The organism is Pseudomonas sp. BIGb0381, from assembly GCF_024809815.1.
Classification (GTDB): domain Bacteria; phylum Pseudomonadota; class Gammaproteobacteria; order Pseudomonadales; family Pseudomonadaceae; genus Aquipseudomonas.
Map to the genome: position 1 here is coordinate 19,888 of NZ_JANUEN010000014.1, position 20,993 is coordinate 40,880.

Annotated in this window: 18 protein-coding genes and 1 pseudogene; 10 read left to right on the forward strand and 9 right to left on the reverse strand. The window is 60.8% G+C overall.

All coding sequences use genetic code 11. The annotated features are described in order from the left end of the window. Position 1 precedes the first annotated feature (1 nt). From M2397_RS27245 to M2397_RS27265, 5 genes are all read right to left on the reverse strand, one after another. Complete coding sequence (locus tag M2397_RS27245) at positions 2-1,462, reverse strand: mannose-1-phosphate guanylyltransferase/mannose-6-phosphate isomerase (protein ID WP_259244804.1); 1,461 nt, start codon at positions 1,460-1,462, stop codon at positions 2-4. Beyond that, positions 1,462-2,901 carry an undecaprenyl-phosphate glucose phosphotransferase gene (locus M2397_RS27250; RefSeq protein ID WP_259244805.1) on the reverse strand — a complete coding sequence of 480 codons (1,440 nt, stop codon included), beginning with the start codon at positions 2,899-2,901 and terminating at the stop codon, positions 1,462-1,464. Before M2397_RS27250 ends, M2397_RS27245 begins: the two co-directional genes overlap by 1 nt. A gap of 441 nt (positions 2,902-3,342) precedes the next feature. After that, positions 3,343-5,829, reverse strand: coding sequence for a TonB-dependent receptor (locus M2397_RS27255; RefSeq protein ID WP_184746675.1), 2,487 nt, complete (start codon positions 5,827-5,829; stop codon positions 3,343-3,345). Between the two features lie 106 nt (positions 5,830-5,935). Continuing rightward, positions 5,936-6,886, reverse strand: coding sequence for a FecR domain-containing protein (locus tag M2397_RS27260; RefSeq protein WP_259244806.1), 951 nt, complete (start codon positions 6,884-6,886; stop codon positions 5,936-5,938). Further along, complete coding sequence (locus M2397_RS27265; RefSeq protein ID WP_131700044.1) at positions 6,873-7,388, reverse strand: sigma-70 family RNA polymerase sigma factor; 516 nt, start codon at positions 7,386-7,388, stop codon at positions 6,873-6,875. The genes M2397_RS27260 and M2397_RS27265 overlap by 14 nt, the downstream gene beginning before the upstream one ends. A 160-nt stretch (positions 7,389-7,548) precedes the next feature. Between M2397_RS27265 and M2397_RS27270 the strand changes: the two genes are divergently transcribed. Beyond that, the gene (locus M2397_RS27270; protein WP_145337066.1) at positions 7,549-8,178 is read left to right on the forward strand and encodes a LysE family translocator; all 630 of its coding nucleotides are present in this window, start codon (positions 7,549-7,551) and stop codon (positions 8,176-8,178) included. A gap of 11 nt (positions 8,179-8,189) precedes the next feature. Here the strand turns inward: M2397_RS27270 and inhA are convergent, their stop codons facing one another. Further along, the gene (gene inhA / locus M2397_RS27275; protein WP_259244807.1) at positions 8,190-8,870 is read right to left on the reverse strand and encodes an isonitrile hydratase; all 681 of its coding nucleotides are present in this window, start codon (positions 8,868-8,870) and stop codon (positions 8,190-8,192) included. A 90-nt stretch (positions 8,871-8,960) separates the two neighbouring features. Here inhA and M2397_RS27280 point away from each other — a divergent pair, with 90 nt between their 5' ends. After that, positions 8,961-9,929, forward strand: a complete 969-nt coding sequence (locus M2397_RS27280; RefSeq protein ID WP_259244808.1) for a GlxA family transcriptional regulator — start codon at positions 8,961-8,963, stop codon at positions 9,927-9,929. Here M2397_RS27280 and M2397_RS27285 read toward each other — a convergent pair. The 3 genes from M2397_RS27285 to M2397_RS27295 all read right to left on the reverse strand — a co-directional run bounded on the left by M2397_RS27285 (position 9,926) and on the right by M2397_RS27295 (position 13,529). Further along, positions 9,926-10,825 (reverse strand): alpha/beta fold hydrolase, encoded by a 900-nt coding sequence (locus M2397_RS27285; protein WP_145337069.1) that lies wholly within the window; start codon positions 10,823-10,825, stop codon positions 9,926-9,928. The two genes, M2397_RS27280 and M2397_RS27285, sit on opposite strands and share 4 nt — an antisense overlap. A gap of 84 nt (positions 10,826-10,909) precedes the next feature. After that, entirely contained in the window at positions 10,910-12,736 is a 1,827-nt protein-coding gene (locus tag M2397_RS27290) for a glycoside hydrolase family 15 protein (RefSeq protein ID WP_131700039.1), read from the reverse strand. Continuing rightward, positions 12,729-13,529: a glucose 1-dehydrogenase gene (locus M2397_RS27295; protein ID WP_131700038.1), complete on the reverse strand. Its 801-nt coding sequence runs from the start codon at positions 13,527-13,529 to the stop codon at positions 12,729-12,731. The genes M2397_RS27290 and M2397_RS27295 overlap by 8 nt, the downstream gene beginning before the upstream one ends. A 253-nt stretch (positions 13,530-13,782) precedes the next feature. Here M2397_RS27295 and M2397_RS30325 point away from each other — a divergent pair. From M2397_RS30325 to cysC, 8 genes and pseudogenes are all read left to right on the forward strand, one after another. Continuing rightward, positions 13,783-14,373: pseudogene (locus tag M2397_RS30325) on the forward strand (HAD family hydrolase); the annotation flags it as partial. Positions 14,374-14,496: 123 nt separating this feature from the next. Further along, the gene (locus M2397_RS30330) at positions 14,497-15,720 is read left to right on the forward strand and encodes a transaldolase family protein (protein WP_131700072.1); all 1,224 of its coding nucleotides are present in this window, start codon (positions 14,497-14,499) and stop codon (positions 15,718-15,720) included. Further along, positions 15,717-16,445 (forward strand): sulfotransferase family protein, encoded by a 729-nt coding sequence (locus M2397_RS27305; RefSeq protein WP_259244810.1) that lies wholly within the window; start codon positions 15,717-15,719, stop codon positions 16,443-16,445. The genes M2397_RS30330 and M2397_RS27305 overlap by 4 nt, the downstream gene beginning before the upstream one ends. A 10-nt stretch (positions 16,446-16,455) precedes the next feature. Further along, positions 16,456-17,181, forward strand: coding sequence for an SDR family oxidoreductase (locus M2397_RS27310; protein ID WP_131700036.1), 726 nt, complete (start codon positions 16,456-16,458; stop codon positions 17,179-17,181). After that, the gene (locus M2397_RS27315; protein WP_131700035.1) at positions 17,178-18,314 is read left to right on the forward strand and encodes a hypothetical protein; all 1,137 of its coding nucleotides are present in this window, start codon (positions 17,178-17,180) and stop codon (positions 18,312-18,314) included. The genes M2397_RS27310 and M2397_RS27315 overlap by 4 nt, the downstream gene beginning before the upstream one ends. A 7-nt stretch (positions 18,315-18,321) precedes the next feature. Next, positions 18,322-19,092, forward strand: coding sequence for a bifunctional 2-polyprenyl-6-hydroxyphenol methylase/3-demethylubiquinol 3-O-methyltransferase UbiG (locus M2397_RS27320; RefSeq protein ID WP_131700034.1), 771 nt, complete (start codon positions 18,322-18,324; stop codon positions 19,090-19,092). Between the two features lie 10 nt (positions 19,093-19,102). Beyond that, complete coding sequence (locus M2397_RS27325) at positions 19,103-20,332, forward strand: nitrate/nitrite transporter (RefSeq protein ID WP_145337071.1); 1,230 nt, start codon at positions 19,103-19,105, stop codon at positions 20,330-20,332. Next, positions 20,329-20,943, forward strand: coding sequence for an adenylyl-sulfate kinase (gene cysC / locus M2397_RS27330; RefSeq protein ID WP_145337072.1), 615 nt, complete (start codon positions 20,329-20,331; stop codon positions 20,941-20,943). Before M2397_RS27325 ends, cysC begins: the two co-directional genes overlap by 4 nt. Positions 20,944-20,993 lie beyond the last annotated feature (50 nt).

Here is a 20,993-nt window from a genome sequence, read left to right on the forward strand (position 1 = left end):
GTCATTTTTTCACCTCGGCAGGCGCGCGGCCGTAGATGTCGTCGAAGCGCACGATGTCGTCTTCGCCTAGGTACTCGCCGCTTTGCACCTCGATCATCACCAGGTCGATGATGCCGGGGTTGGTCAGCCGGTGTTTGTGCCCGGCCGGAATGTAGGTGGACTCGTTGGCGTTGATCAGGAACTCGCGGTCGCCATTGGTGATCTGTGCCGCGCCGCTCACCACCACCCAGTGTTCGCTGCGGTGGTGGTGCATCTGCAACGACAGCGAGGCCAGGGGCTTGACCACGATGCGCTTGATCTTGAAGCGGCTGCTTTCCTCCAGCACGGTGTAGGTGCCCCACGGCCGGGTGACGGTGCGGTGCAGGCTGTACGCCGGATGGTTCTGGCGCTTGAGTTCGGCGACGATGTAGCGCACATCCTGGCTGCGGTGGGCGTCGGCGATGAGCAGCGCGTCGGGGGTGTCGACGATGATCAGGTCGCGCACCCCCACGGCGCCCAACACGCGCTTGGGCGAGTCGATGTAGCAGTTGTGCACGTCATGCAAAATCGCCTCGCCATTGACCTGGTTGCCATGGGCGTCGCTGGGGGTGAGCTGGCGCAACGCCTCCCAGGAACCGATGTCGCTCCAGCCAATGTCACAAGGCACCACGGCGACTTGCCTGGACTTTTCCATCAGCGCCACGTCGATGGAAATGTCCGGCGCACTGCCGAACGCATCCGCCTCCAGTTCACGCTGGCGCGAAGTCTTGTTTTGCAGGCTCTGGCTGTGTTCCAGCGCGGCGCGGGCGGCCTCCAGCACGTCGGGTGCGTGGGCGGCGAGTTCGTCCACCAGGGTGCTGGCCTTGAAGCAGAACATGCCGGCGTTCCACAGGTGCTTGCCGCCGTCCAGGTAAGCCTGGGCGGTGGCCAGGTCGGGTTTCTCGACGAAGCGTTTGACCCGGTAGCCCTGGCTCAGTGGCTCGCCTTGTTCGATATAGCCAAAGCCGGTTTCCGGGTGGTCGGGCTGGATGCCGAACGTCACCAGGTAGCCGGCTTCGGCCAGGTCGCGGGCCTGGGTCACGGCCTCGGCGAACGCGACTTCATTGAGGATCAGATGGTCGGCGGGCATCACCAGCAACTGAGCATCGCCGCCGAAATGCTCCTGCACATGCAGGGCCGCCACGGCGATAGCGGCCGCCGTATTGCGACCGAACGGTTCCAGCAGCAGGTCCAGGGGCAGGCGGGCGTTGTTCACCCCACGGTAGTCGTCGAGGGTACGAAACAACAGGTCGCGGTTGGTCACCGTGAGCACGCTTTCCACGCCGGGCAGTTTGGCCGCGCGCAGGAAGGTTTTTTGCAGCAGGCTCTGGCCATCGCGCATGCGCATGAAGGGCTTGGGCATGTTCTGCCGCGACACCGGCCACAGTCGGGTGCCCGAACCACCGGAAACGATGCAGGGAATTAATCCGTTGAGGGTCTTCATCAATAGACTTCCTTGGTGGAAAGGACGGCCGGGACCGTCATGAAAACGATGTACAGGTCAAACCACACCGACCACTTGGAGATGTACTCCAGGTCGTACTCGACACGTTTCTGGATCTTGAACAGGGTGTCGGTCTCACCCCGGTAACCGTTGATCTGCGCCCAGCCGGTAATCCCCGGTTTCACGCGGTGGCGCGAGCTGTATTCGCTCACCGCCACTTCGAAGGGCACGCCGGCGGCTTTGGTCGCCGTGGCATGGGGGCGCGGGCCGACCATGGACATGTTGCCCAGCAGCACGTTGAACAACTGCGGCAGCTCGTCGATGCTGGTCTTGCGGATGATGCGCCCCACCCGGGTGATGCGCGGATCGGCGCGGGTTGTCTGGCGCTCGGCGGTGAAGTCGCTCTGGTCGGTGTACATCGAGCGGAACTTGAACACGCGGATCTCGTTGTCGTTGTAGCCAAAGCGGTTCTGGCGAAACAGGATCGGCCCTTTGGAGTCGAGCTTGATCGCAAGCGCCGTCGCCACCATCAGGGGGGACAGCGCCAGCAGCGCCAGGCTGGCCAGCAGCACATCCTCCAGGCGCTTGATCACCGGCGACCAGCCACGCAACGGCAATTGCGAGGTGTTGAACATCAGGATGCCGCCCACGTCGGTGATGCGGCTATGGCCGTAGCGCAGGGCGGCCATGTCAGGCACCAGCATCACATTCACCGACATTTGCCGCAGGCGATTGACCAGCCCGTGGATGCGCTGCTCGGCGGCCCAGGGCAGGCAGATCATCACTTGGTTAACCTGCTCGGCGCGGATGAGTTTCTCCAGCTCGCGGGTGTTGCCGAGCAGGGGCAGGTTGCTCAATTCCTTGGGGATCCGCTCGGTGCGATCGTCGATAAAACCGACCAGGCCGGAGCGGATATCACCGTTGCGTTGCAGGTGCTCGGCGACGTGCACGGCGGTGTCGGTAAAGCCCAGGATCACCGTACGTTGCAGGTATTTGCCCTTGCGCATCAGGCTGCGGTACAGGCGCAGCATCAGCAGGCGCTCAAGGCAGAACAACCCCAGGCTGGCGACGTACCACGCCACCAGGTTACGCGGGGTTAACTGCGGGAAAAACTGCAGGATCTGGTACATGAACAACAGGATGCAAAACGCCGCCGACCAGGCCTTGACCTTGGTTTTCAGGCGCAGGCGGTTGCTGAACAGTTCTTCGGAATAGATACCCAGGGCCTGGAACAGAATGATCGTCAGGACCGCAAAAAATACCAGCAGGCCGAGAAAGTGCCCGCGCATTTCAGGGGCCATCGGGTCGATGAACATCACCAGGATCAGCGGGGGCAAAATGGCACTCAGGCCATGTATGAACTTGACGAAAACAACAAAGAATTCAACAAAACCGGCGCGCGTTAAAAACAGGCTGTCGACGGACGACTTTTCTTGCATAAAACATCCCTCATTGCACACCAGAGGCAGTTGTCCGTTGAGTGATTCAATAAAGCACCGGCCGCTTTAAAGGGCGCTTCGAACTACGGCAACTCTGGGTAATACGCAACTATCAATCCAAATGCATAATCCAAAACGAGCTATCCATTTGAATTGTTTTGCGGGGGTGGCGACTAAAGGCGTGTTCCCTTTATGTGTCAGTCAATTAATTGACTGTGCTGCGGAAGTGGCATGGCAGACGGGTTTGTAAGTCATCTTGTCGGCATTTTATTGACATTCCTTGTCGGGCATTCGGTGATGGGGGTGTGTTTTTGAGTGTAGAAACAAATGTGGGATTTTTCCTGTTTAATGGAAAAACCTTTTTGGAAGGCAGTAGGAAAAGGGCACAAGGAGAGGCTGGCAGGGCGTACTAAGTGCCCTGCCAGCGGGACTTTCGCCGGATTAGAAGTTGCCTTTCAAGCTCACCGTAAAATTACGCGGCTCGCCATAAAAGTTACCCCAGGAGGCTGTTCCGACGGTGTTGTAGTAGGTTTTATCAAACAGATTGTTGCCATTGAGTGCCACCGTCCAAGTGTCATCTACGCGGTAGGCCAGGCGTGCACTCCATATCGCGTAACCCGCCTGCTCGAGCTTGATGGTCTGCACGCGGTAATTGCTGCTCTGGGCGTTGACGCCGGTGCCCACGCTCCATTTCGACAGTGCACCGTCGAGCTGGTAGTCGCCCCACATGCGCAGCATGTGTCGAGGTACGTAGGTGTTGGACGTGCCGCCCTCCAAGGCGGTATCGATATTCTTCAGGGACTTGGTCTGGGTGTAGGTGTAGCCGCCGGATACCTGCAGGCGCTCGAGGACTTCACCGCTGATTTCCGCCTCCACGCCCTGAGCGCGCACCTTACCGCTGTCGGTGTAGCAATAACCGTCGGCAGAGGTCGGGCACTGGGCGATATAGTCGGATTCGGCCGCGTTTTTCTCGACGGCGCGGAATAGCGCCAGGGAGCTGTTGAGGCGCCCGTTGAACCATTCGCCCTTGATACCCAGCTCGTAGTTGTCACCGATCTTCGGCTTGAGCGCGGCGCCATCGAGCGTGGCATAGGAACTTTGCGGCTGGAAGATATCCGCGTAGCTGGCGTACACCGACAGATGTTCGTTGAGGTCGTAGATCAGTGCGGCAAACGGCGTCACTTCACCGGTTTCCCGGGTGCGTGCATCCTGCAAGGCCCATTCGCCCCAGGCCAGGTTGTTGGACTGGCGACGGTTTTCGTACCAGCTCACGCGGCTGCCTACGATAAACATCAACGGCTCGGCCAGGCGCAGGCGCAAGGTGGTGTAGGCGCCGTACTGGGTGGCGGTTTCCTTCACTGTGCCGCCGCGATACATATTCGGCCAGAAGGTGCTGTTGGCCGGTTCCGGGAAGTGGTGGTCGGGTTGGTAGATGCTCTGGCGCCTGGGCAGGTTCTGGATCGCGTACACATCGTCCTGGGTACCACGGCTGCCATTGGCACCGAGGATCAGTTCGTGTTCCAGGCCGAAGGCTTCGAACTTGCCGTCCACATAGGCGTCGAGGCCGAAGTCCTTGTGGTCGTAGTCCATCAGCGCCGCATAGGAGTTGGCCGTAGGCGTTGGGTTGTCATAGGCAATGGTGCCTTCGCTGGCGGCGTATTTGGTGTCTTGCAGGTTGCGGCTGTGCACGGCCGCAACCTTGAGTTTCCAGTCGTCGTTGAAGTGGTGGGTGAGGTCGGCGAAGAAGGTGGTGCGCCGGCTTTGCCAGTCGTTCCAGGATTGGCCCAGGCAGGTGGAGCGACTGAGGTTGGCGCTTTTGCCGTCGGCATAGCGCGGCAGGCCGCCCCAGCACGGTGTGGCGTCGACGTCTTCATAGCTGGCGCCGAAGCCCAGGGTGGTGTCGGCGCTGAGATCGACATCCAGGGCGCCGTAGAACGCCTGGTCCTGGCGCTTGGAAATGTCCATGTAGGAACCGCGATTCTGTTGGCTGATCGCCGCGCGGCCGCGCACTGTACCGCTTTCATTCAGCGGGCCGCCGGTGTCGACGTCGGCGCGGTAGTTGTCCCATGTGCCGGCGGACAGCGACAGGCTGGTGGTGGGCTTGGCCTGGGGCCGCTTGCGCACGAAGTTCACCGCGCCGCTGGCGGTGCCGGCGCCCTTGAGCATGCCGGCGGCACCCTTGAGCACTTCCACGCGGTCATAGATCGCCATGTTCGCGCTGAAGCTGTCGGCCTGCACGTAGTCCTTGCCCATGTCCAGGGGCACGCCATCGTACTGGTACTGGCCGAGCATCTTGAAACCACGGGAATAAAAATACTTGCCGCCCATGGGCGATTCGTAGGTGGTGATCCCGGGCGTGCGTTCCATCACGTCATCGATGGTGGTGAGGTTCTGGTCATCCATCAATTGGCGGGTCATCACACTCACCGATTGCGGCGTTTCCCGCAGGCTGTGTTCGCCCTTGCCGATCGTCACCGCGCCCGTGGTGTAGGCTCCGGTGCCATCGGTGGTGGCGCCCAACCGCTCACCGGTGACCGTAGTGGCGCCCAGGTTCAGCGCGCCGCTGTCGGCCACTTGCGGCAACAGCAGCCAGGTACTGCTGCCCTGGCGCTGGGCCTGCAGGCCCTGGCCACGCAGCAACTGGCCGAGCGCCTGTTCGCGGTCCAGGCGACCACTCAGGCCCGGGCTGGTCTTGCCGGCGACGCTGGTGGCGTCGTACGACAGGCTAATGGCGGCCTGGCGCGCGAACTGGTCCAGTGCCGTGGCCAGGGAGCCGGCGGCGATGTTCCAGTCGCGGGCCTGGGTGTCGCTGGCCGGCGTTTCGGCCCATGCGAACGGCGGCGCGGTTGCGCAGCTCAGGCACGCGCCGAGCAAAGCGGCGTGCACCGCGTGCTTGAGGGGTGAACGTGGGGAGGGGAACGCTTGCATGACCGCGGGATGCTCCTGAAGGAAGTGAACAGAACCGGCCTGTTGATCGGCCTTTCCTTACAGGTCGAGCGGCAATGAGAATTCACCTCATTTATTTTCGAGAAAGTTAGACGCGCGGTGTGACGGTCACCCAGTAGCGGCTGCGGTAAGTGACATCGAGCTTGAGTGATTGCGCTACCAGGCCCAGCACTTGATCGGTGTCGTCCAACTGATAAGTGCCCGACACCCGCAGCCCGGCCACCGCTTCGCTGCAGCGCAGCAGGCCGTTGCGGTAGCGGCCCAGCTCGGCGAGGAAAGCATCCAGGCGCATGTTCCGGGCGCTGATCACGCCATCGCTCCAGGCCCAAGGGTCCAGGCCATTGGCGACAAGAGAACGAATGCCTCTGCGGTCGAACAGCACCTGTTCGCCGGGTTCAATCACTTGGCGCACGCTGGCGGCGTGGTTGTCGGCAAACACCGCCACCGTGCCCTGTTGCACGGCGAGCATTGTGCCTTGGGCGTCTTCGCGCACCAGGAAGCGCGTGCCGAGGGCGCGCAAGTAACCGTCACGGGTCTGTACCCAGAAGGGCCGCTTGTCGGCACTGGTATTGACCAGTATTTCACCCTGGCGCAACTGCACCAGGCGCCGCTCCTGATTGAACGCCGTGTCGAATGCGCTGGCGCTGTTAAGTTGGATGCGGCTGCCGTCGTTCAACGCCACCCAACACCGTTCGCCGGTAGCCGTGCGGTAGTCGGCCATCAAGGCGGGTAGCGGGGTGTAGTCGCGGCCGAGCCAGGTCAGGCCGGCAGCACCGGCCACCAGGCCGAGCAATTTCAACCCTTCGCGACGGCTGATACGTTGCCGCGCACCGCGCAGGGCGTGGCGGCCGACCTGCGCGGGCAGTTGACTGAACTCATCATTCATCGTCGCCACCCGCTGCCAGACCTGCTGGTGTTCGGCGCTGGTGTGCAGCCAGCGCTCGAACGCAGCGGTGCTGGCGTCGTCGGCGACGTTGAAGCGCAGCTTGATCATCCACTGGATGGCCTGGTCGACCAGGCGCGGGTCAGAGGTCGGCATAGCGCAACCGATAGCAGGCGTGCAGCGCCTTGGACAGGTCACGCTCCACCGTGGCCTTGGACACCCCGAGGCGCAGGGCGATCTGGGCACAGGTCAGGCCGTCCAGTTGCGCCAGCAGGAACGCTTCACGCACCCGCGGCTTGAGCTGGTCGAGCAGGCGGTCGATTCGTTCCAGGCTGTCGAGAATCAGCAGGCGGGTTTCTTCCGACGGCACGTCGGCCTGGGGGAAATGCGCAAGGCTTTCGAGGTAGGCGCGCTCCAGTTCACGGCGCCTGTATTGGTCGATCATCAAGCTGCGGGCGATGCTGCTCAGGTACGCGCGCGGCTGCAGCACGGCCTGCTGCTTGCGTGCGTTGAGCAGGCGCACAAAGGTTTCCTGCGCCAGGTCGGCGGCACGTTCACGGCAACCGGTGCGTCGGCTCAACCAGCCGCGCAGCCAGGAGTGATGGCTGTGGTAAAGCTGGCCGATGGCGGCATGGTCCAGTGGGTGATCGCTCGACATGGGCATCCTGGCGCAGCAGTCTTAATTGATAATGTTTCGCATTCTAGACGCTGGCCGTGGCCATTCGCAATTACCGATGAACAATGTATCCAGCACAATTTTTTGTTCGCCCTGGGCGCACGCACTAATCTGCAGGCTTTTTCCGGTGGAAGGCTTGAGCATGATCGACCTTGCGACCCTGGCGGTTTTTTCAGGTGCTGTTCTGCTGTTGCTGTTATCCCCGGGGCCGAATATGGCCTTTGTGATCAGCCATGGCGTCACCCACGGCTGGCGCGGGGGAGTGGCCTCGGCCCTGGGCATCGGTGTGGCCGACATGCTGCTGACCGCATTGACCGCCACCGGGGTAACGGCGTTGGTCGCCAGTTGGCCGCCATCCTTTGACGTGATCCGCTATGCGGGGGTGGTCTACCTGCTGTGGCTGGTGTTCAAAACACTGCAGAAAAAACCTGGGCTGGACCCTGCCTCCCTGCACCGCGTGCCCCTTGGCCGGGTGTTTCTGCAGGCGATGCTGAACAGCCTGCTCAACCCCAAGGCGTTGCTGTTTTTTGTGGTGTTTTTGCCGCAGTTCGTACGGCAGCAGGCCGGCTCCATCGCCGTGCAATTGATGCTGTTGGGCGGCGTGCTGACCTTGATCGCTGGGGTGTTTCACGTGCTGCTGGGTATTTTCGGCGGGGCGCTGAGCCGCTTCTTCGCCAGGCGCCCAAAAGGCGCCTGGCTACAGAAATGGGGCTTGGCGACGGTGCTGACCGTGCTGGCGGTGCGCCTGGCGGTGATGTCTCGTCCCGCCTGACTTATACAGGTTCAGCCCAACCGTGCCGCCGCCCGCGCGACGATTTCACCGCGCACCCTGCGCGATTCGGCAGTGCGTTTGTTGGCTTCTTCCCGCACATGCGTGGGCGCTGTGTCGGGGCTGCCTGAATCGAACGGCGGCGCCGGCGCGTATTCAATCTGCAACTGCACCAGTTGCGCCGCTGCTTCGCTGTACAACTCCGCCGCCAGCACCAGCGCAAAGTCGATACCTGCGGTAATGCCACCGCCGGTGAACAGATTGCCGTCACGCACCACACGTTCCTGTACCGGGATGGCGCCGAGCGGAGCGAGCATGTCGTGGTAGGCCCAGTGCGTCGTCGCCTTGCGCCCGCGCAGCAACCCCGCCGCGCCGAGCACCAGCGAGCCGGTGCACACCGAGGTCACGTAGCGCGCGGTCTGCGCCTGAGCCTTGAGGAAGTCCAGGGTCTGCGGGTCTTCCATCAATGCGCCCACGCCGGAACCGCCGGGCACGCAGATCACATCCAGCTTCGGGCAGTCGGCATAGGTCATGGTCGGGGTGAACACCAGGCCCGTGCTGGACGTGACCGGCGCCAGGTCCTTCCACACCAGGTGCAGCTTCACGTCCGACAGCGAACCCAATACGTCGTAGGGGCCGGTCAGGTCCAGTTGCTGAATGCCGGGGAACAACAGAAAGCCGATCTGCAAGGTCATGAATGAAGCTCCGAGAAAGGGGTAGACGGCTTTACTCTAGCGGCCTAGGCTTTGGCGAATACGCCATTGAGCCCACGAATCACGCCAATCATGCCCAGAATAGTTCACGTACTCGCTTTCGATAATGCCCAGGTGCTCGACGTCACCGGGCCGTTGCAGGTGTTTGCCTCGGCCAATGACCTGGCACGCCAGCGTGGCCTGCCGTTGCCTTACGCGGTCACGGTGATCGCCGACCAGGCCGGACCGGTCATGACCTCCGCTGGCCTGGCGCTGTTGGCCGAGTCGTTGCCCGCGGTCGACCAACCCTGCGACACCCTGGTAATCGCGGGTGGCTGGGGGGTGTACGGCGCCGCAGAAGACCTTTCGCTGGTGGACTGGGTGCGCGAAAAAGCCCGGCACACCCGGCGCATGGCCTCGGTGTGCACAGGCGCGTTTTTGCTCGCGGCCAGTGGCTTGCTCGATGGTTGCCGCGTCGCCACCCACTGGACCCGTTGCGAAGAACTGGCGCGCAAGTTTCCGGCGTTGAACGTGGAGTCCAATCCGATCTTTATCCAGCAGGGTGCGGTGTGGACCTCCGCCGGTGTGACCGCCGGCATCGACCTGTGCCTGGCCCTGGTCGAAGAAGACCTGGGCCGCGCCGTGGCCCTGGAAGTGGCGCGGCACCTGGTGGTGTTCCTGAAGCGCCCCGGCGGCCAGTCGCAATTCAGCGTGACCCTGTCCCTGCAAAAGGGCGGTAGCCGTTTCACCGAACTGCATGCCTGGATAGCCGAACATCTGACCCTCGACCTGAGTATCCCGACCCTGGCCGCCCAGGCTGGGATGAGCGAGCGCAGCTTTGTGCGCCACTACCGCGCCGAAACCGGCCAGACGCCCGCGCGCGCGGTGGAACTGATCCGTGTCGAAAGCGCGCGCCGGCAACTGGCCGATAGCACGGCGTCGATCAAACGCATCGCCGTGCAGTGTGGTTTCGGCTGCGAAGAAACCTTGCGCCGCAGCTTTATGCGGGCCTTGTCGGTGACGCCCCAGGCCTACCGCGAGCGGTTCTCGCCGGTGGCCTAGGCGAGCAATTCAAGCAGGGCGTCGAGTGTCGCCTGCGGCGCTTCCTGGGGAATATTGTGGCCCACACCGAGCAACACCTGGCGTCGGTAAAAAGCGCTGAAGTGTTCCACATCGTCGTCCTCTTCCGGCGGTGGGCCCACGCCATCATCGGCGCCGCACAGCGAAATGCTCGGCACCGCAATCGCCGGTTGCCGCGCCAGGGCCTGCTCGATGGCTTCCAGCGCCGGATCGCCAGGCGCATACATGAAGCGGTGGCGATAGGAGTGAATCACCACCTCGACAAAATCCGGGTTATCGAATGACGGCGCCGTCTGCCCATACAGCCCCGGCCCCTTGGCCCAGGACGGCGACCACAACGACCACAGCAACTCACAGAGTTCGCGGCGATTGGCCGTCAGCCCGTCCACACCGCGCTGGGTGTGAAAGTAGAACTGGTACCACAACCGATGCTCCGTCGCCGGCGCCCGTGGCGTGAGCGACCTGGCAATGTCCTGGATGTTATAGCCATCGCCGGTCACCAGCCCGCGCACTCGTTCGGGCCACAGCGCCGCGACGATACACGCGGCACGCCCACCCCAGTCGTACCCCGCCAGGGTGGCGCGCGGGATCGCCAGCGCATCCATGAAATCCAGCAAGTCCTTGCCGAGCGCCGCCTGTTGGCCGGAGCGCATCACCTGCGCGTTGATAAATCGCGTAGGGCCGTAACCGCGCAGGTACGGCACCAGCACCCGGTAGCCGCGTTCGGCCAGCACCGGCGCGATCTCGTCATAAGCGCGAGGGTCGTAGGGGAAGCCATGCAGCAGGATTACAGGCTCGCCGTCGGTAGGGCCGTGGGCTTCATACGCCACATCGAGCATGGAGGTGCGCACGTAGAGCATTGGGGGGACGGTGGTCATGATGGGCTCCTGTCAGGTGTTGAAACTCTAGTCGAAAGACATGACGGGATGCCCTGCCTGTGAAGACAGGGCGCTGACTGGATCTCAGGGCTGCCAGGTAGTCTTCTCGCCACTGAGCTTGCGATCCAGGAACGTCGCCGCGCTGATCAAGGCCAGATGGCTCAGCGCCTGGGGCGTATTGCCCAGGTGGCGGGCCTGGCTGTCGAACTCTTCGGCATACAGACCCAGCGGATTGGCGTAGCGCAGCAGTTGTTCGAATTCCAGGTGGGCCTTCTCCACTTGCCCGGCGCGGGCCAGGCACTCGACGTACCAGAACGAGCAGGCGGCAAACGCGCCTTCGGTGCCTTGCAGGCCGTCGATCGCGTTGTCGTCGTTGCGGTAGCGGTAGACCATGCCGTCGCGCACCAGGCTTTTCTGGATCGCCTCCAGCGTGCTCAGCCAGCGCGGATCGGTGGCGGCGACAAAGCGTACCAGCGGCATCAGCAGCATCGAACCGTCCAGTGCGGTGCTGCCGATGTGCTGCACAAAATGCCCGCGCTCTTCGTTCCAGAAGTTGCTCCAGATATCGGCGTAGATGGCCTGGCGCGTCTGGTCCCAACGTGCAAACGGCGCCGGCAACGAGCGCTTGGAGGCCAGGCGGATCGCACGGTCCAGGGCCACCCAGCACATCAGCCGCGAATGCAGGAAGTGATGCTGCTCGCCGCGCATCTCCCAGATGCCCACGTCTTTCTGGTTCCAGATTTCGCAGACCTGGTCAGCGACTTCCACCGTGTGTTTCCAGCCCTCGTGGGAGATGGCTTCGCCGTACTTGTTGACCAGGTACACCGCGTCCATCAACTCGCCATAGATATCCAGCTGGACCTGGTCGACCGCGCCATTGCCGACGCGCACCGGCTTGGCGCCGCCGTGGCCGCTGAGGTGCTTCAGCTCGGTTTCGGGCAGCTCCTGGCGGCCGTCGATGCCGTATAGGATATTGATCTTGGTCGGCTGCCCACAGCAGTCGCTGACCCGGCCCTTGAGCCAGCGCATATAGGCGTTGGCCTCGTCGACAAAGCCCAGGCGCATAAAGGCGTAGACGGTGAACGAGGCGTCGCGGATCCAGGTGTAGCGGTAGTCCCAGTTGCGTTCGCCAGCGGGGGTTTCCGGCAAGCCGAAGGTGGCGGCGGCGATGATTGCGCCGTGTTTGCGCGAGGTCAGCAGCTTGAGGGCCAGGGCCGAGCGGTTGACCATTTCGCGCCAGCGCCCGCGGTAGTTCGACTGCGCGATCCAGCCGCGCCAGAACTTCAAGGTGTGGTCCAGCGCCAAGTCGGTACAGCCACTGTCCACACGTTCATCGTCCTGGCCGCCGAGTACGAACTCGGCGCCTTCTTCCTGATCCAGGGTGAAGCGGGCCACGGCGGCGTTATCTTCGATCTGCAACGGATGGCTGCCGCACAGGCGCATGCCCGGCTGGCCATCGGCGTTGAAACAGATGCTGGCGTTATCCAGGCTCGCCTCGGTGGGGGCGCGCGCATAGTCATGGCGCACGGCGCAGCGCAGGTGGAGGGTGGCCGTGCCGCTAACCACACGCACACGGCGAATCAGCAGGGGCAAGTCGTCGATCTCTTCGCTGATGACCAGCAGGTCGGTGATTTCCACCACGGCTTCATCGCTGAGCCAACGGGTTTGCAGCACATTGGTGTCGGGCAGGTAGATCTGTTCGCGACGGGCGTTGGGCAGGTCCGGGGTGAGTTGGAAAGTGCCGGCATCGGGGGTGTCCAGCAGTGAGCAGAAGATCGATGGGCTGTCGAATTCCGGCCAGCAGAAGAAATCGATGCTGCCTTTGTCGTTCACCAGCGCCGCGCTGCGCATATCGCCGATGATGCCATGGGCGTCGATGGCGCTTTGTGGTTCGTTTTTCAAATCAACCATTGTCACGAAACTCCGGGTAAAGGCTCATGCCGCCATCAATGAACAGGGTGCTGCCGACTACGTAATCGGAGGCGTCACTGGCCAGCCATACCACGGCGTTGGCCACGTCCTCTACGTCGCCGACCCGGCCATACGGGATCAACTTGAGCAGCTCTTTTTCCGCCGCACCTTCGGTGGCAGCACGGTTGATCGCCGTACGAATCGCCCCCGGCGCAATGCCGTTGATGCGAATGCGCTGTTCACTGACTTCCTGGGCGAGGGTGCGCATCAGCATGTCCACGCCGCCCTTGGACGCCGCGTAATTCACATGGCCGGCCCAGGGGATCAACTGGTGCACCGAGCTCATGTGGATGATTTTGCCGGCGGCACGGGATACGCCTTCACGGATGCCCTGGCGCTTGAAGAGGCGCACCGCCGCACGGGCACAGAGGAACTGGCCGGTGAGGTTGACGCCGATTACGGCGTTCCAGTCGTCGAGGGTCATGTCGACCACGGCTGCGTCCTTCTGCATACCGGAGTTGGCCACCAGGATGTCCAGATGGCCGAACGCTTCGAGGGTCTTTGCGAACAGGCGTTCTACATCGGCCTCTTTAGACACGTCGGCGCCGATGGCAATCGCCCGGCCACCCTCGGCATTGATCTGCTCTGCCAAGGCTTCGGCGGGCGCGGCCTGGCTGTTGTAATTCAGCACCACCGCAGCGCCGGCTTGCGCTAGAGCCTTGGCCGCACCGGCGCCGATACCGGAACTGGCGCCCGTGACCAGTGCTACTTGTTGTTCCAACGAGATACGCATTGCCCACCCGGCCTTAAATTCGTGAGTTCAAGTAGCTGACTGACGGCGCGTAACGGAAGTTCAGCCGTGTGAAATTAGCGACTACAACCATGGTGAAAAATGGAATAACAGAAGAATAAAAAATAACCATAAGATACTAAAAAACCGCTAAAAAGCGTTTGACAGGATTTTTTGCCCCGTGTCTTATAAGCACACCTCAACCCGTTCCGCTGGTAGTTCGGAAGTCATGCGGAGTCACCTATAAGAGATGCCTATGTGTTTATCGGCAGCTATAGGGGAACTACCAGAGCAGGGAGCTACGACGTTGCCCAAGTTAGTTATTTTCGATTGCGACGGTGTACTCGTCCAAAGCGAAGAGATCACCCTGTCTGTATTGATTGCCATGCTTAATGCTCAGGTACAGAACGGCAAAACACTTGATAGTGCGTATTTCATTGAGCACTTTCGTGGAAGAAAGATTGCCGATTGTCTGCGCGAGGCAGAACAGTTATTGGGTATTTATTTGACCCCTCAGTTTGAAGAGGACTTCCGAGTTCGAGCGCTGGAAGCATTGACGCTTAATGTAAAAGCGACCGATGGGATACTTGACGTATTGAACGTGCTGGAGATTCCCTATTGCGTGGCCTCGAGTGCGCCGCGCAATAAGATTGAACAGTGTTTACGCCTTGTGGGGTTATTGCCTTATTTCGAGGGGCGAATATTCAGTTGTTATGAATTGGGGCGTTGGAAGCCTGATCCGCTGGTGTTTTTAACGGCGTGTGAAACTTACAACGTTGAGCCCTGTGATGCGCTGGTGATTGAAGACAGTGTCACAGGGATTCAAGCCGCCGTTGCAGCCACTATACAAGTCCTGGGTTTTGGTCCGGTGTCTCGACATCGAATATTGGCCGAAGCCGGCGCGTTACCGTTTGCCGATATGCGTGAGTTACCGACCCTCATTGATCAAGTTACTCAAGGAGCAAGTGTTGTGGGCACACTGGGTTATATAGAGCGACTTAAACGTAATGATCCCTGTTCGGAAGTGTGGTGGGATTCGTCGCCCGTGGTGTACGCACCATATAAAAAACATTTGTTGGACAAGTACCCGGCGGCGGCCGCCCATATCGAACAGTTGATGCCGCAGGATCTCTCCCAGCCTTGGGGCTTCAGCAGTGTGACCACCAACCCCCGGCTGGTGACGGCGGCGATCCTCGACAAGAAAGAGTATTGGTCGTCGCGTTTTAACCTGGCCAGCCTGTCTCCCGGGGAATTGCGCAAGCAGCTGTACAACGAAGTGATTGCTGAAGGTGCCTCGACGCTCAAGCCACTGTGGGTTCAATCGGCTCAGGCCGACGGCTGGATATGCGCCCAGGTCGATCCTTCGGATGTGCGGTGCACCGAACGCATGACCGCACGAGGCCTGGAGCTGCATCGCCTGGCCGCGAATGTGATGGTGAAAGTGCCGGGCAGCCAGGAGGGTTTCGCGACGATCGAACACCTGGTGGCCCAAGGCGTTTCGGTCAACATCACGTTCTGCTTCACTGTTTCGCAGTTCCAGGCCGGAATCCAGGCAATAGAGCGGGGCATCGCCAGTGCCCGCCGCAATGGTGTCGACACCGGCCGTTGCAAGTATGTGATCACCTTTATGATCGGGCGTTTTTCCTGCCAGCCCGAGTTCGCCTTGCAGGCCGCCGAGCGTGGCCTGGCGCTGGGGCCGGAGGACATGCGCTGGGCCGAGCTAATGATTTACCAGCAGATACAGGCGTTGGTCGCGGGCTCGAAAGTGCCGGTCAAAACCCTGCTTTCCAGTATCAAGGTCGACGTTGACGAGCGTGGCCACAAGCACTGCTGGCACCTGGAAAAGACCGGGCTGACGACCACGTGCTACACGCTGACGCCGGATGTGGTGGAGTTTCTGATCGAGCGTGAAAGCCACGGCAAGCCGGTGGCACCCGCCCGCGAACCTCAACAGGTGCCGGCGGAGACGTTCGCCAGGCTCATCCGCATTCCGTACTTCTGCGAAGCCTATTTCATCGACAGCATCGAACCCTACGACTTTGGCAATCATGAGGCGTTTATCAACGCCTGCAACGAGGCCAACAGTGCGCATCGGCGCCTGACCGATTACTGCGTGCGCCTGTGTCCGGTAGCGAAGCCTTTCGCACGCTCGCTCAACGCCATCCTGGCTGCTGAATATGGGGTGCTGGCATGAACAAGATGGTCGGGTTGTGGGCGCACCCGCGTTCCCGTTCCACGGTGCTGGAGCGTGTGTTTCTCGAGCGGGGGGATTTTGAGGTCTTCCACGAGCCGTTTGCGCATATGGCATTTTCCGCAGATTCAGTGATTCCTTCGGATGAGTGGGATCACAGTTTGCCCACCACGTATCAAGGCATAAAAGAGCAACTGCTCAAGGCCCGGGAAAGTGCCAATGTGTTTCACAAAGACATGTGTTACCACTGCCTGGATGACTTGAAAGTTGACCGGGACTTTCTGGCGCAACAACACAATATTTTTATTATTCGCGAGCCCGCCAGCAGCATTATTTCCCATTACCGGGTACACCCCGATATGCCCGTGCAGGCCATCGGGCATAAAGCCTTGTACGAGATTTTCTGCGTGGTGACCAAACTCATCGGAAAAGTGCCTTATGTGATTAATGCCGATGACCTTGCCGCGGAGCCGGAGCGTGTCATTCGTAAACTGTGTGACTACTTGCAGATTGAATTTCTGCCCCATGCCATGACATGGAAACGCGAATGCCCGCGACAGTGGAAAACCTGGAGAAGTTGGCATGTGGCGGCGGAGAACAGTGAGCGCATTGCGTTGCCGCACACACCACCTCTCGATATGGACGCTTTCGGTCAGTCGCCAAAATTAAAAGCCCTTTACGAATACCACCGACCCTTCTACGCACGCATGAATGAATTTTGCCAATAAGGATTGTTGTATGAAAAAGTTGATTGTCACCGGTGCGGCCAATGGGATTGGCCGGGCAACTGTGGAAAAGGCTATCCAGGCAGGTTATTTCGTCATCGGTGCCGACAAGGACGCCGAAGGCCTGTGTGCGTTACAGCGCACTTACACGGCGGATGTATTGGAAACCCATGTCGCGGACTTTTCTGATAATGCGCTGATCAAGGGTTTTATACCGGCACTGTACGAGCGCCACGCAACGATTCATGCCTTAGTTAATAACGCTGGTATTTACCACGGCAAAAGCGTTTACGCCTATTCCGATGCTGAAGTGGACGAAATCCTGACGGTGAACCTCAAGGCACTGGTTTATCTCTCCAAAGACTTCGCCGAACGGGAAATGAAACACGAAGCGCCGCGCAGCATCGTCAATATCGCCTCTGTGGCCGGCGAAGTGGGCAGTTGCGATGCCTTGTACGGCGCCACCAAGGCGGCAGTGATCGGCCTGACCAAAGCCAACGCCTGGAATTTCGCGCCGTTCGTGCGGGTTAACGCGGTGTCGCCGGCGCTGATCCACGACACCGCCATCTACGACACCATCCCCGAATACCGCCGCGCCGAGTACGCGCGCCAGGAAATCCTCAAGGAGCCGATCCTGCCCGGCGGCGTTGCCGAGGTCATTTTGCTGGTGATCAGCGATGCCATGCGTCATGTCACCGGCAAGGTCATTGCGGTGGACAACGGAGCCTACCCACGATGAGCCCGTCAACCCCCAAGAAGAAACTGCTGCTGGTGGGCGCAGGCAACCTGTGCCTGCAGATCCTGAAGATTCTCGGGCCGAAAAATGCCTTTGAATTCGTGGTGCTGGGGCGTAATGAAGACACGACCTTGCGGCTGTGCAACCTGGTCGCATTGTCGTGTGCGCAGTTGGGGCACTGCATCGCAATCAAGCCAGTGATCGCCGACCTCACCGATATCGACCGGGTGACGCGGGTGCTGCGTGAAGAGGCGCCGGACCTGGTGGTGAACTGCGCGTCGTTGCAATCGTGGCGGGTAATCACCGGGTTGCCCAAGCTCTCGTTCGAGCAACTCGACCAGGCGCAGTTCGGCCCCTGGCTTCCCATGCACCTGACGCTGATGCATCACTTGATGCAGGCGGTAAAAGCCTCCGGCATCGTGACCAGGACAGTCAACGCGGCCTTTCCCGATGCGGTCAACCCGATCCTGGCCAGGGTCGGTCTGGCGCCGGATATCGGGGTGGGCAACGTGGCCAACCTGATCCCGGCAGTGCGATTTTCCATCGCGCGGCTGCTCGAGTGTGAGCCTGCCGATGTGCAGGTGTGCCTGTATGCCCAGCACTATTTCAGCCACTACGTGCCGCGCGGCGGCTTGCCCCCGCGTGCCAGTTACCGCTTGCTGTATGAGGTTCGCGACCGCCCGGCCGTGACCCACCTGCCGGCCGAAGCGATTTTTTCCACGGTTAAATCCGAGTTCCGCCGCCTGGGCGGTATCGATGGGCAGTTCCTCACGGCGTGCTCGGCCGTCACCGTGATCGAAGGGCTGTTTTCGCCCACGCCGGTGCGTGTGCACGCGCCCGGCCCGCTGGGGTTGCCGGGCGGCTATCCGGTGTGGTTGCAGGAGGGGCAGATCAACGTGCAGTTCAGCGCCGAATGCCCCCAGGACGAAGCGGTGCGCATCAATACCATCTGCCAGAGCCAGGATGGCATCGATGAAATTCATTGCGATGGCTCTGTCACCTATAACCCGCAATGCATGGCGGTGATGCAGGCGATGCTGGGGTACTCGAAGAAAACCATGTCCATCGAACAGTCCGCCGAGTTTGCCCACGAATTGTCGAGCAAATACCTGTCTTTCAAACATTCAACCTGGTAGGTGTGTGATGAATCAGATGTCGGTGCACAAGCGCAGCGAAGTCGCCAGTTACGCAACGCAATACTCGAAAAAATTCGTCGAACGCTGGGATGATTTGATCGATTGGGAGAAAAGAAAGGCGGGGGAGAACGGGTTCTTTGAAAACCTGCTGAGGCAGCACGGTGTGAAGTCGGTGATCGACGTGTCCACGGGCAGTGGTTTTCATGCGGTACAGCTTAAACAGGCGGGGTTTGATGTCGTCGCTACGGATGGCAGCAGCACGATGTTGACCAAGGCCCGGGAGAATTTTCGGCAACGCGGGTTGGCGATCGAATCGCACTACCGGGACTGGCAGTCCCTCGATCCTGCTGAGCTCGGGCGCTTCGATGCCGTGGTGTGCCTGGGCAGTTCGCTGTGCCATGTGTTTGCAGCCCATGAACGGTTGGAGGTGCTGGAGAAGTTCAGGGCATTGCTCAATCCGGGCGGCTTGCTGATTGTGGATCAACGTAATTTCTTTGCCATTCGCGCAGGCAAGTTCAAATCCAGTGGTAATTACTATTACTGCGGTACACACGCATCCGTTGGCTTGGGGCAGGTCGATGAACACGTGTGTGAGTTCATCTACTCGTTCGATAACGCCGAGCAGTACCGGTTGCAGGTCTATCCGCTGTTGCCGGGCGAGTTGAAGGGGGAGGTGCTCAAGTCCGGATTTTCCGCCCATGAGAGTTACGGGGATTTCCAGCGTGACTACGACATGATGAATTGTGATTTTGTCATCCACACGGCGCGCGCCGTTTAAGGAGAGCCTGATGAGCACATGGGTACAAAGTAGCGCGCGCCCGTTGGACAGCGTCGTGCTGGCAGTGGTGTTGACCGGGTTCGTGGCCAGTACCTACGGGTTTGGCGTTTACCTGTTCGCCAACCTGGTGGTGGACATGCGCCGCGACATCGGTTTCGACTACACCACGGTGGGCCTGATCACCGGCGGCGCGCAGATCGGCTTCCTGCTGTTTTCATCGGTCACCAGTTATATCAGCCGTTTTTTCGAAGGCTGGAAAATCAGCCTGGTGTCGACGGTGATGACATCCCTGGCGTTGTTGGGGCTGAGTGTCAGCAACAGTGTCTGGTTATCCGGGGCGCTGTTGATTTTGCTCGGCGGCTGCTCGGCCTCGGTGTACATCCCGCTGGCGGAGATTGTCACTAAGGGCTTCAGCCCGGGTAATCGCTCGCGGGTCATGGGGCTGATTTCCAGTGGCACCAGCTACGGCGTGTTCATCAATGGCTTGCTGGTGTCGTTCCTCACCCTGCAGGGTGGTTGGCGCTCGATCTGGCTCACTGCGGGCCTGATCTCGGTGGCCCTGTGCGTGGTGGCCTGGTTTCTGCTGCGCAACATGGAGGCGGACAAGGACGCCGGCTTTTCCGGGCAGCGTTCGACGGCCTTCGACAGCCACGCACCTTGGTTGAGTCGCTCGCTGTACCTGACCTGGGCCATTGCCTTTTTGAATGGGATGGCGCTATTGCCGTTCCAGACTTACCTGGCTCCGTTCCTGCGGGATGAGTTGGGGGTGTCGGTGCAGGACGCCGGGTTTGTCTGGACCACCATCGGCGCGGTGGGCATGGCCTCGGGCTTTCTGGTGGGATGGATTGCCGACAAGGTGGGCGTCAGGGCGTCGCTGGCCATGTGCTTTCTGAGTGCGGGGCTGGCCGCCACCCTGGTGTTCAGCTTCAACAGCCTCCCGCTGTTTTACCTGGCGGCATTTTTGTTTGCGCTGGCGTTCTACCCCATCTTCGGGCTTGTCCCCAGCTACATCGGGCAAATCGTGCCGGTCAGCCGACTGACCCAGGCATTTGGTATTGCCAATGTGCTGATCGGCCTGGGTGGTGTGTGCGGCAACTTCCTGGGCGGTTTTTCCAAGGACCTGACCGGCTCGTTCTCCACCGTCTACTGGGTGGTTGCGCTGTTGCTGTTCGTGCAATGCGTGATGGTATTCCTGTTGGGTAAACCGCCTGTGGCGGTGACGGAGGGTGAGCGGCCATGAGTCATTTTGCGGAACGTCCAGACCGGAATCTGCATGCGTTTGCGTTCAGCCATCTCGGCGCCGAACGCTCGCGTATACCGCAAAAGCCTTTGGTCATCTGGATGACGGGCATCTCGGCTGCCGGCAAGTCGACGATTGCCGATGCGTTGGACAGGGCCTTGCAGGCACAGGGGCGCTTGACCTGCATCATTGACGGCGACTCGGTGCGCGGCGGCTTGTGCCGGGACCTGGGTTTTACCGACAGCGACCGCACTGAGAATATCCGGCGGGTCGCCGAAGTGGCGCGCTTGATGCTGGACGCTGGGCTGGTGGTGATCGTGGCGCTGATCTCTCCGTCGGCGGCCAGCCGGCATTACGCGCGCGCCATTGTCGGCAATGAGCATTTTGTCGAGGTGTATGTGGACGCGCCGCTGGAAACAGCGGAACAACGTGACCCTAAAGGCTTGTATAAAAAAGCCCGCCTGGGGCTGATCCAACACTTCACCGGTATTGATTCGAACTACGACGTGCCGATCTTTCCAGAAGTGCACGTGGACACCCAGGCGCTGTCTGTCGAACAGTCTGTCGCGACTATTCTCGATTGGATGGCCCGCAACAACGAGCGCACATAGCCGCTGGTCTTCGCGCCGAGGTGGCGGTGCCTGCACGTTCAGAAAACAAG

What these genes read in the sequence shown, in the direction of transcription:
- M2397_RS27285 (WP_145337069.1), bottom strand. Translation starts at nt 10,825, where the DNA reads ATGACCACCGTCCCCCCAATGCTCTACGTGCGCACCTCCATGCTCGAT.
- M2397_RS27315 (WP_131700035.1), top strand. Translation starts at nt 17,178, where the DNA reads ATGAGCCCGTCAACCCCCAAGAAGAAACTGCTGCTGGTGGGCGCAGGC.
- M2397_RS27320 (WP_131700034.1), top strand. Translation starts at nt 18,322, where the DNA reads ATGAATCAGATGTCGGTGCACAAGCGCAGCGAAGTCGCCAGTTACGCA.
- M2397_RS27295 (WP_131700038.1), bottom strand. Translation starts at nt 13,529, where the DNA reads ATGCGTATCTCGTTGGAACAACAAGTAGCACTGGTCACGGGCGCCAGT.
- M2397_RS27280 (WP_259244808.1), top strand. Translation starts at nt 8,961, where the DNA reads ATGCCCAGAATAGTTCACGTACTCGCTTTCGATAATGCCCAGGTGCTC.
- M2397_RS27260 (WP_259244806.1), bottom strand. Translation starts at nt 6,886, where the DNA reads ATGCCGACCTCTGACCCGCGCCTGGTCGACCAGGCCATCCAGTGGATG.
- M2397_RS27325 (WP_145337071.1), top strand. Translation starts at nt 19,103, where the DNA reads ATGAGCACATGGGTACAAAGTAGCGCGCGCCCGTTGGACAGCGTCGTG.
- M2397_RS27290 (WP_131700039.1), bottom strand. Translation starts at nt 12,736, where the DNA reads ATGGTTGATTTGAAAAACGAACCACAAAGCGCCATCGACGCCCATGGC.
- M2397_RS27265 (WP_131700044.1), bottom strand. Translation starts at nt 7,388, where the DNA reads ATGTCGAGCGATCACCCACTGGACCATGCCGCCATCGGCCAGCTTTAC.
- cysC (WP_145337072.1), top strand. Translation starts at nt 20,329, where the DNA reads ATGAGTCATTTTGCGGAACGTCCAGACCGGAATCTGCATGCGTTTGCG.
- M2397_RS27270 (WP_145337066.1), top strand. Translation starts at nt 7,549, where the DNA reads ATGATCGACCTTGCGACCCTGGCGGTTTTTTCAGGTGCTGTTCTGCTG.
- M2397_RS27255 (WP_184746675.1), bottom strand. Translation starts at nt 5,829, where the DNA reads ATGCAAGCGTTCCCCTCCCCACGTTCACCCCTCAAGCACGCGGTGCAC.
- M2397_RS27305 (WP_259244810.1), top strand. Translation starts at nt 15,717, where the DNA reads ATGAACAAGATGGTCGGGTTGTGGGCGCACCCGCGTTCCCGTTCCACG.
- M2397_RS27310 (WP_131700036.1), top strand. Translation starts at nt 16,456, where the DNA reads ATGAAAAAGTTGATTGTCACCGGTGCGGCCAATGGGATTGGCCGGGCA.
- M2397_RS27245 (WP_259244804.1), bottom strand. Translation starts at nt 1,462, where the DNA reads ATGAAGACCCTCAACGGATTAATTCCCTGCATCGTTTCCGGTGGTTCG.
- M2397_RS27250 (WP_259244805.1), bottom strand. Translation starts at nt 2,901, where the DNA reads ATGCAAGAAAAGTCGTCCGTCGACAGCCTGTTTTTAACGCGCGCCGGT.
- inhA (WP_259244807.1), bottom strand. Translation starts at nt 8,870, where the DNA reads ATGACCTTGCAGATCGGCTTTCTGTTGTTCCCCGGCATTCAGCAACTG.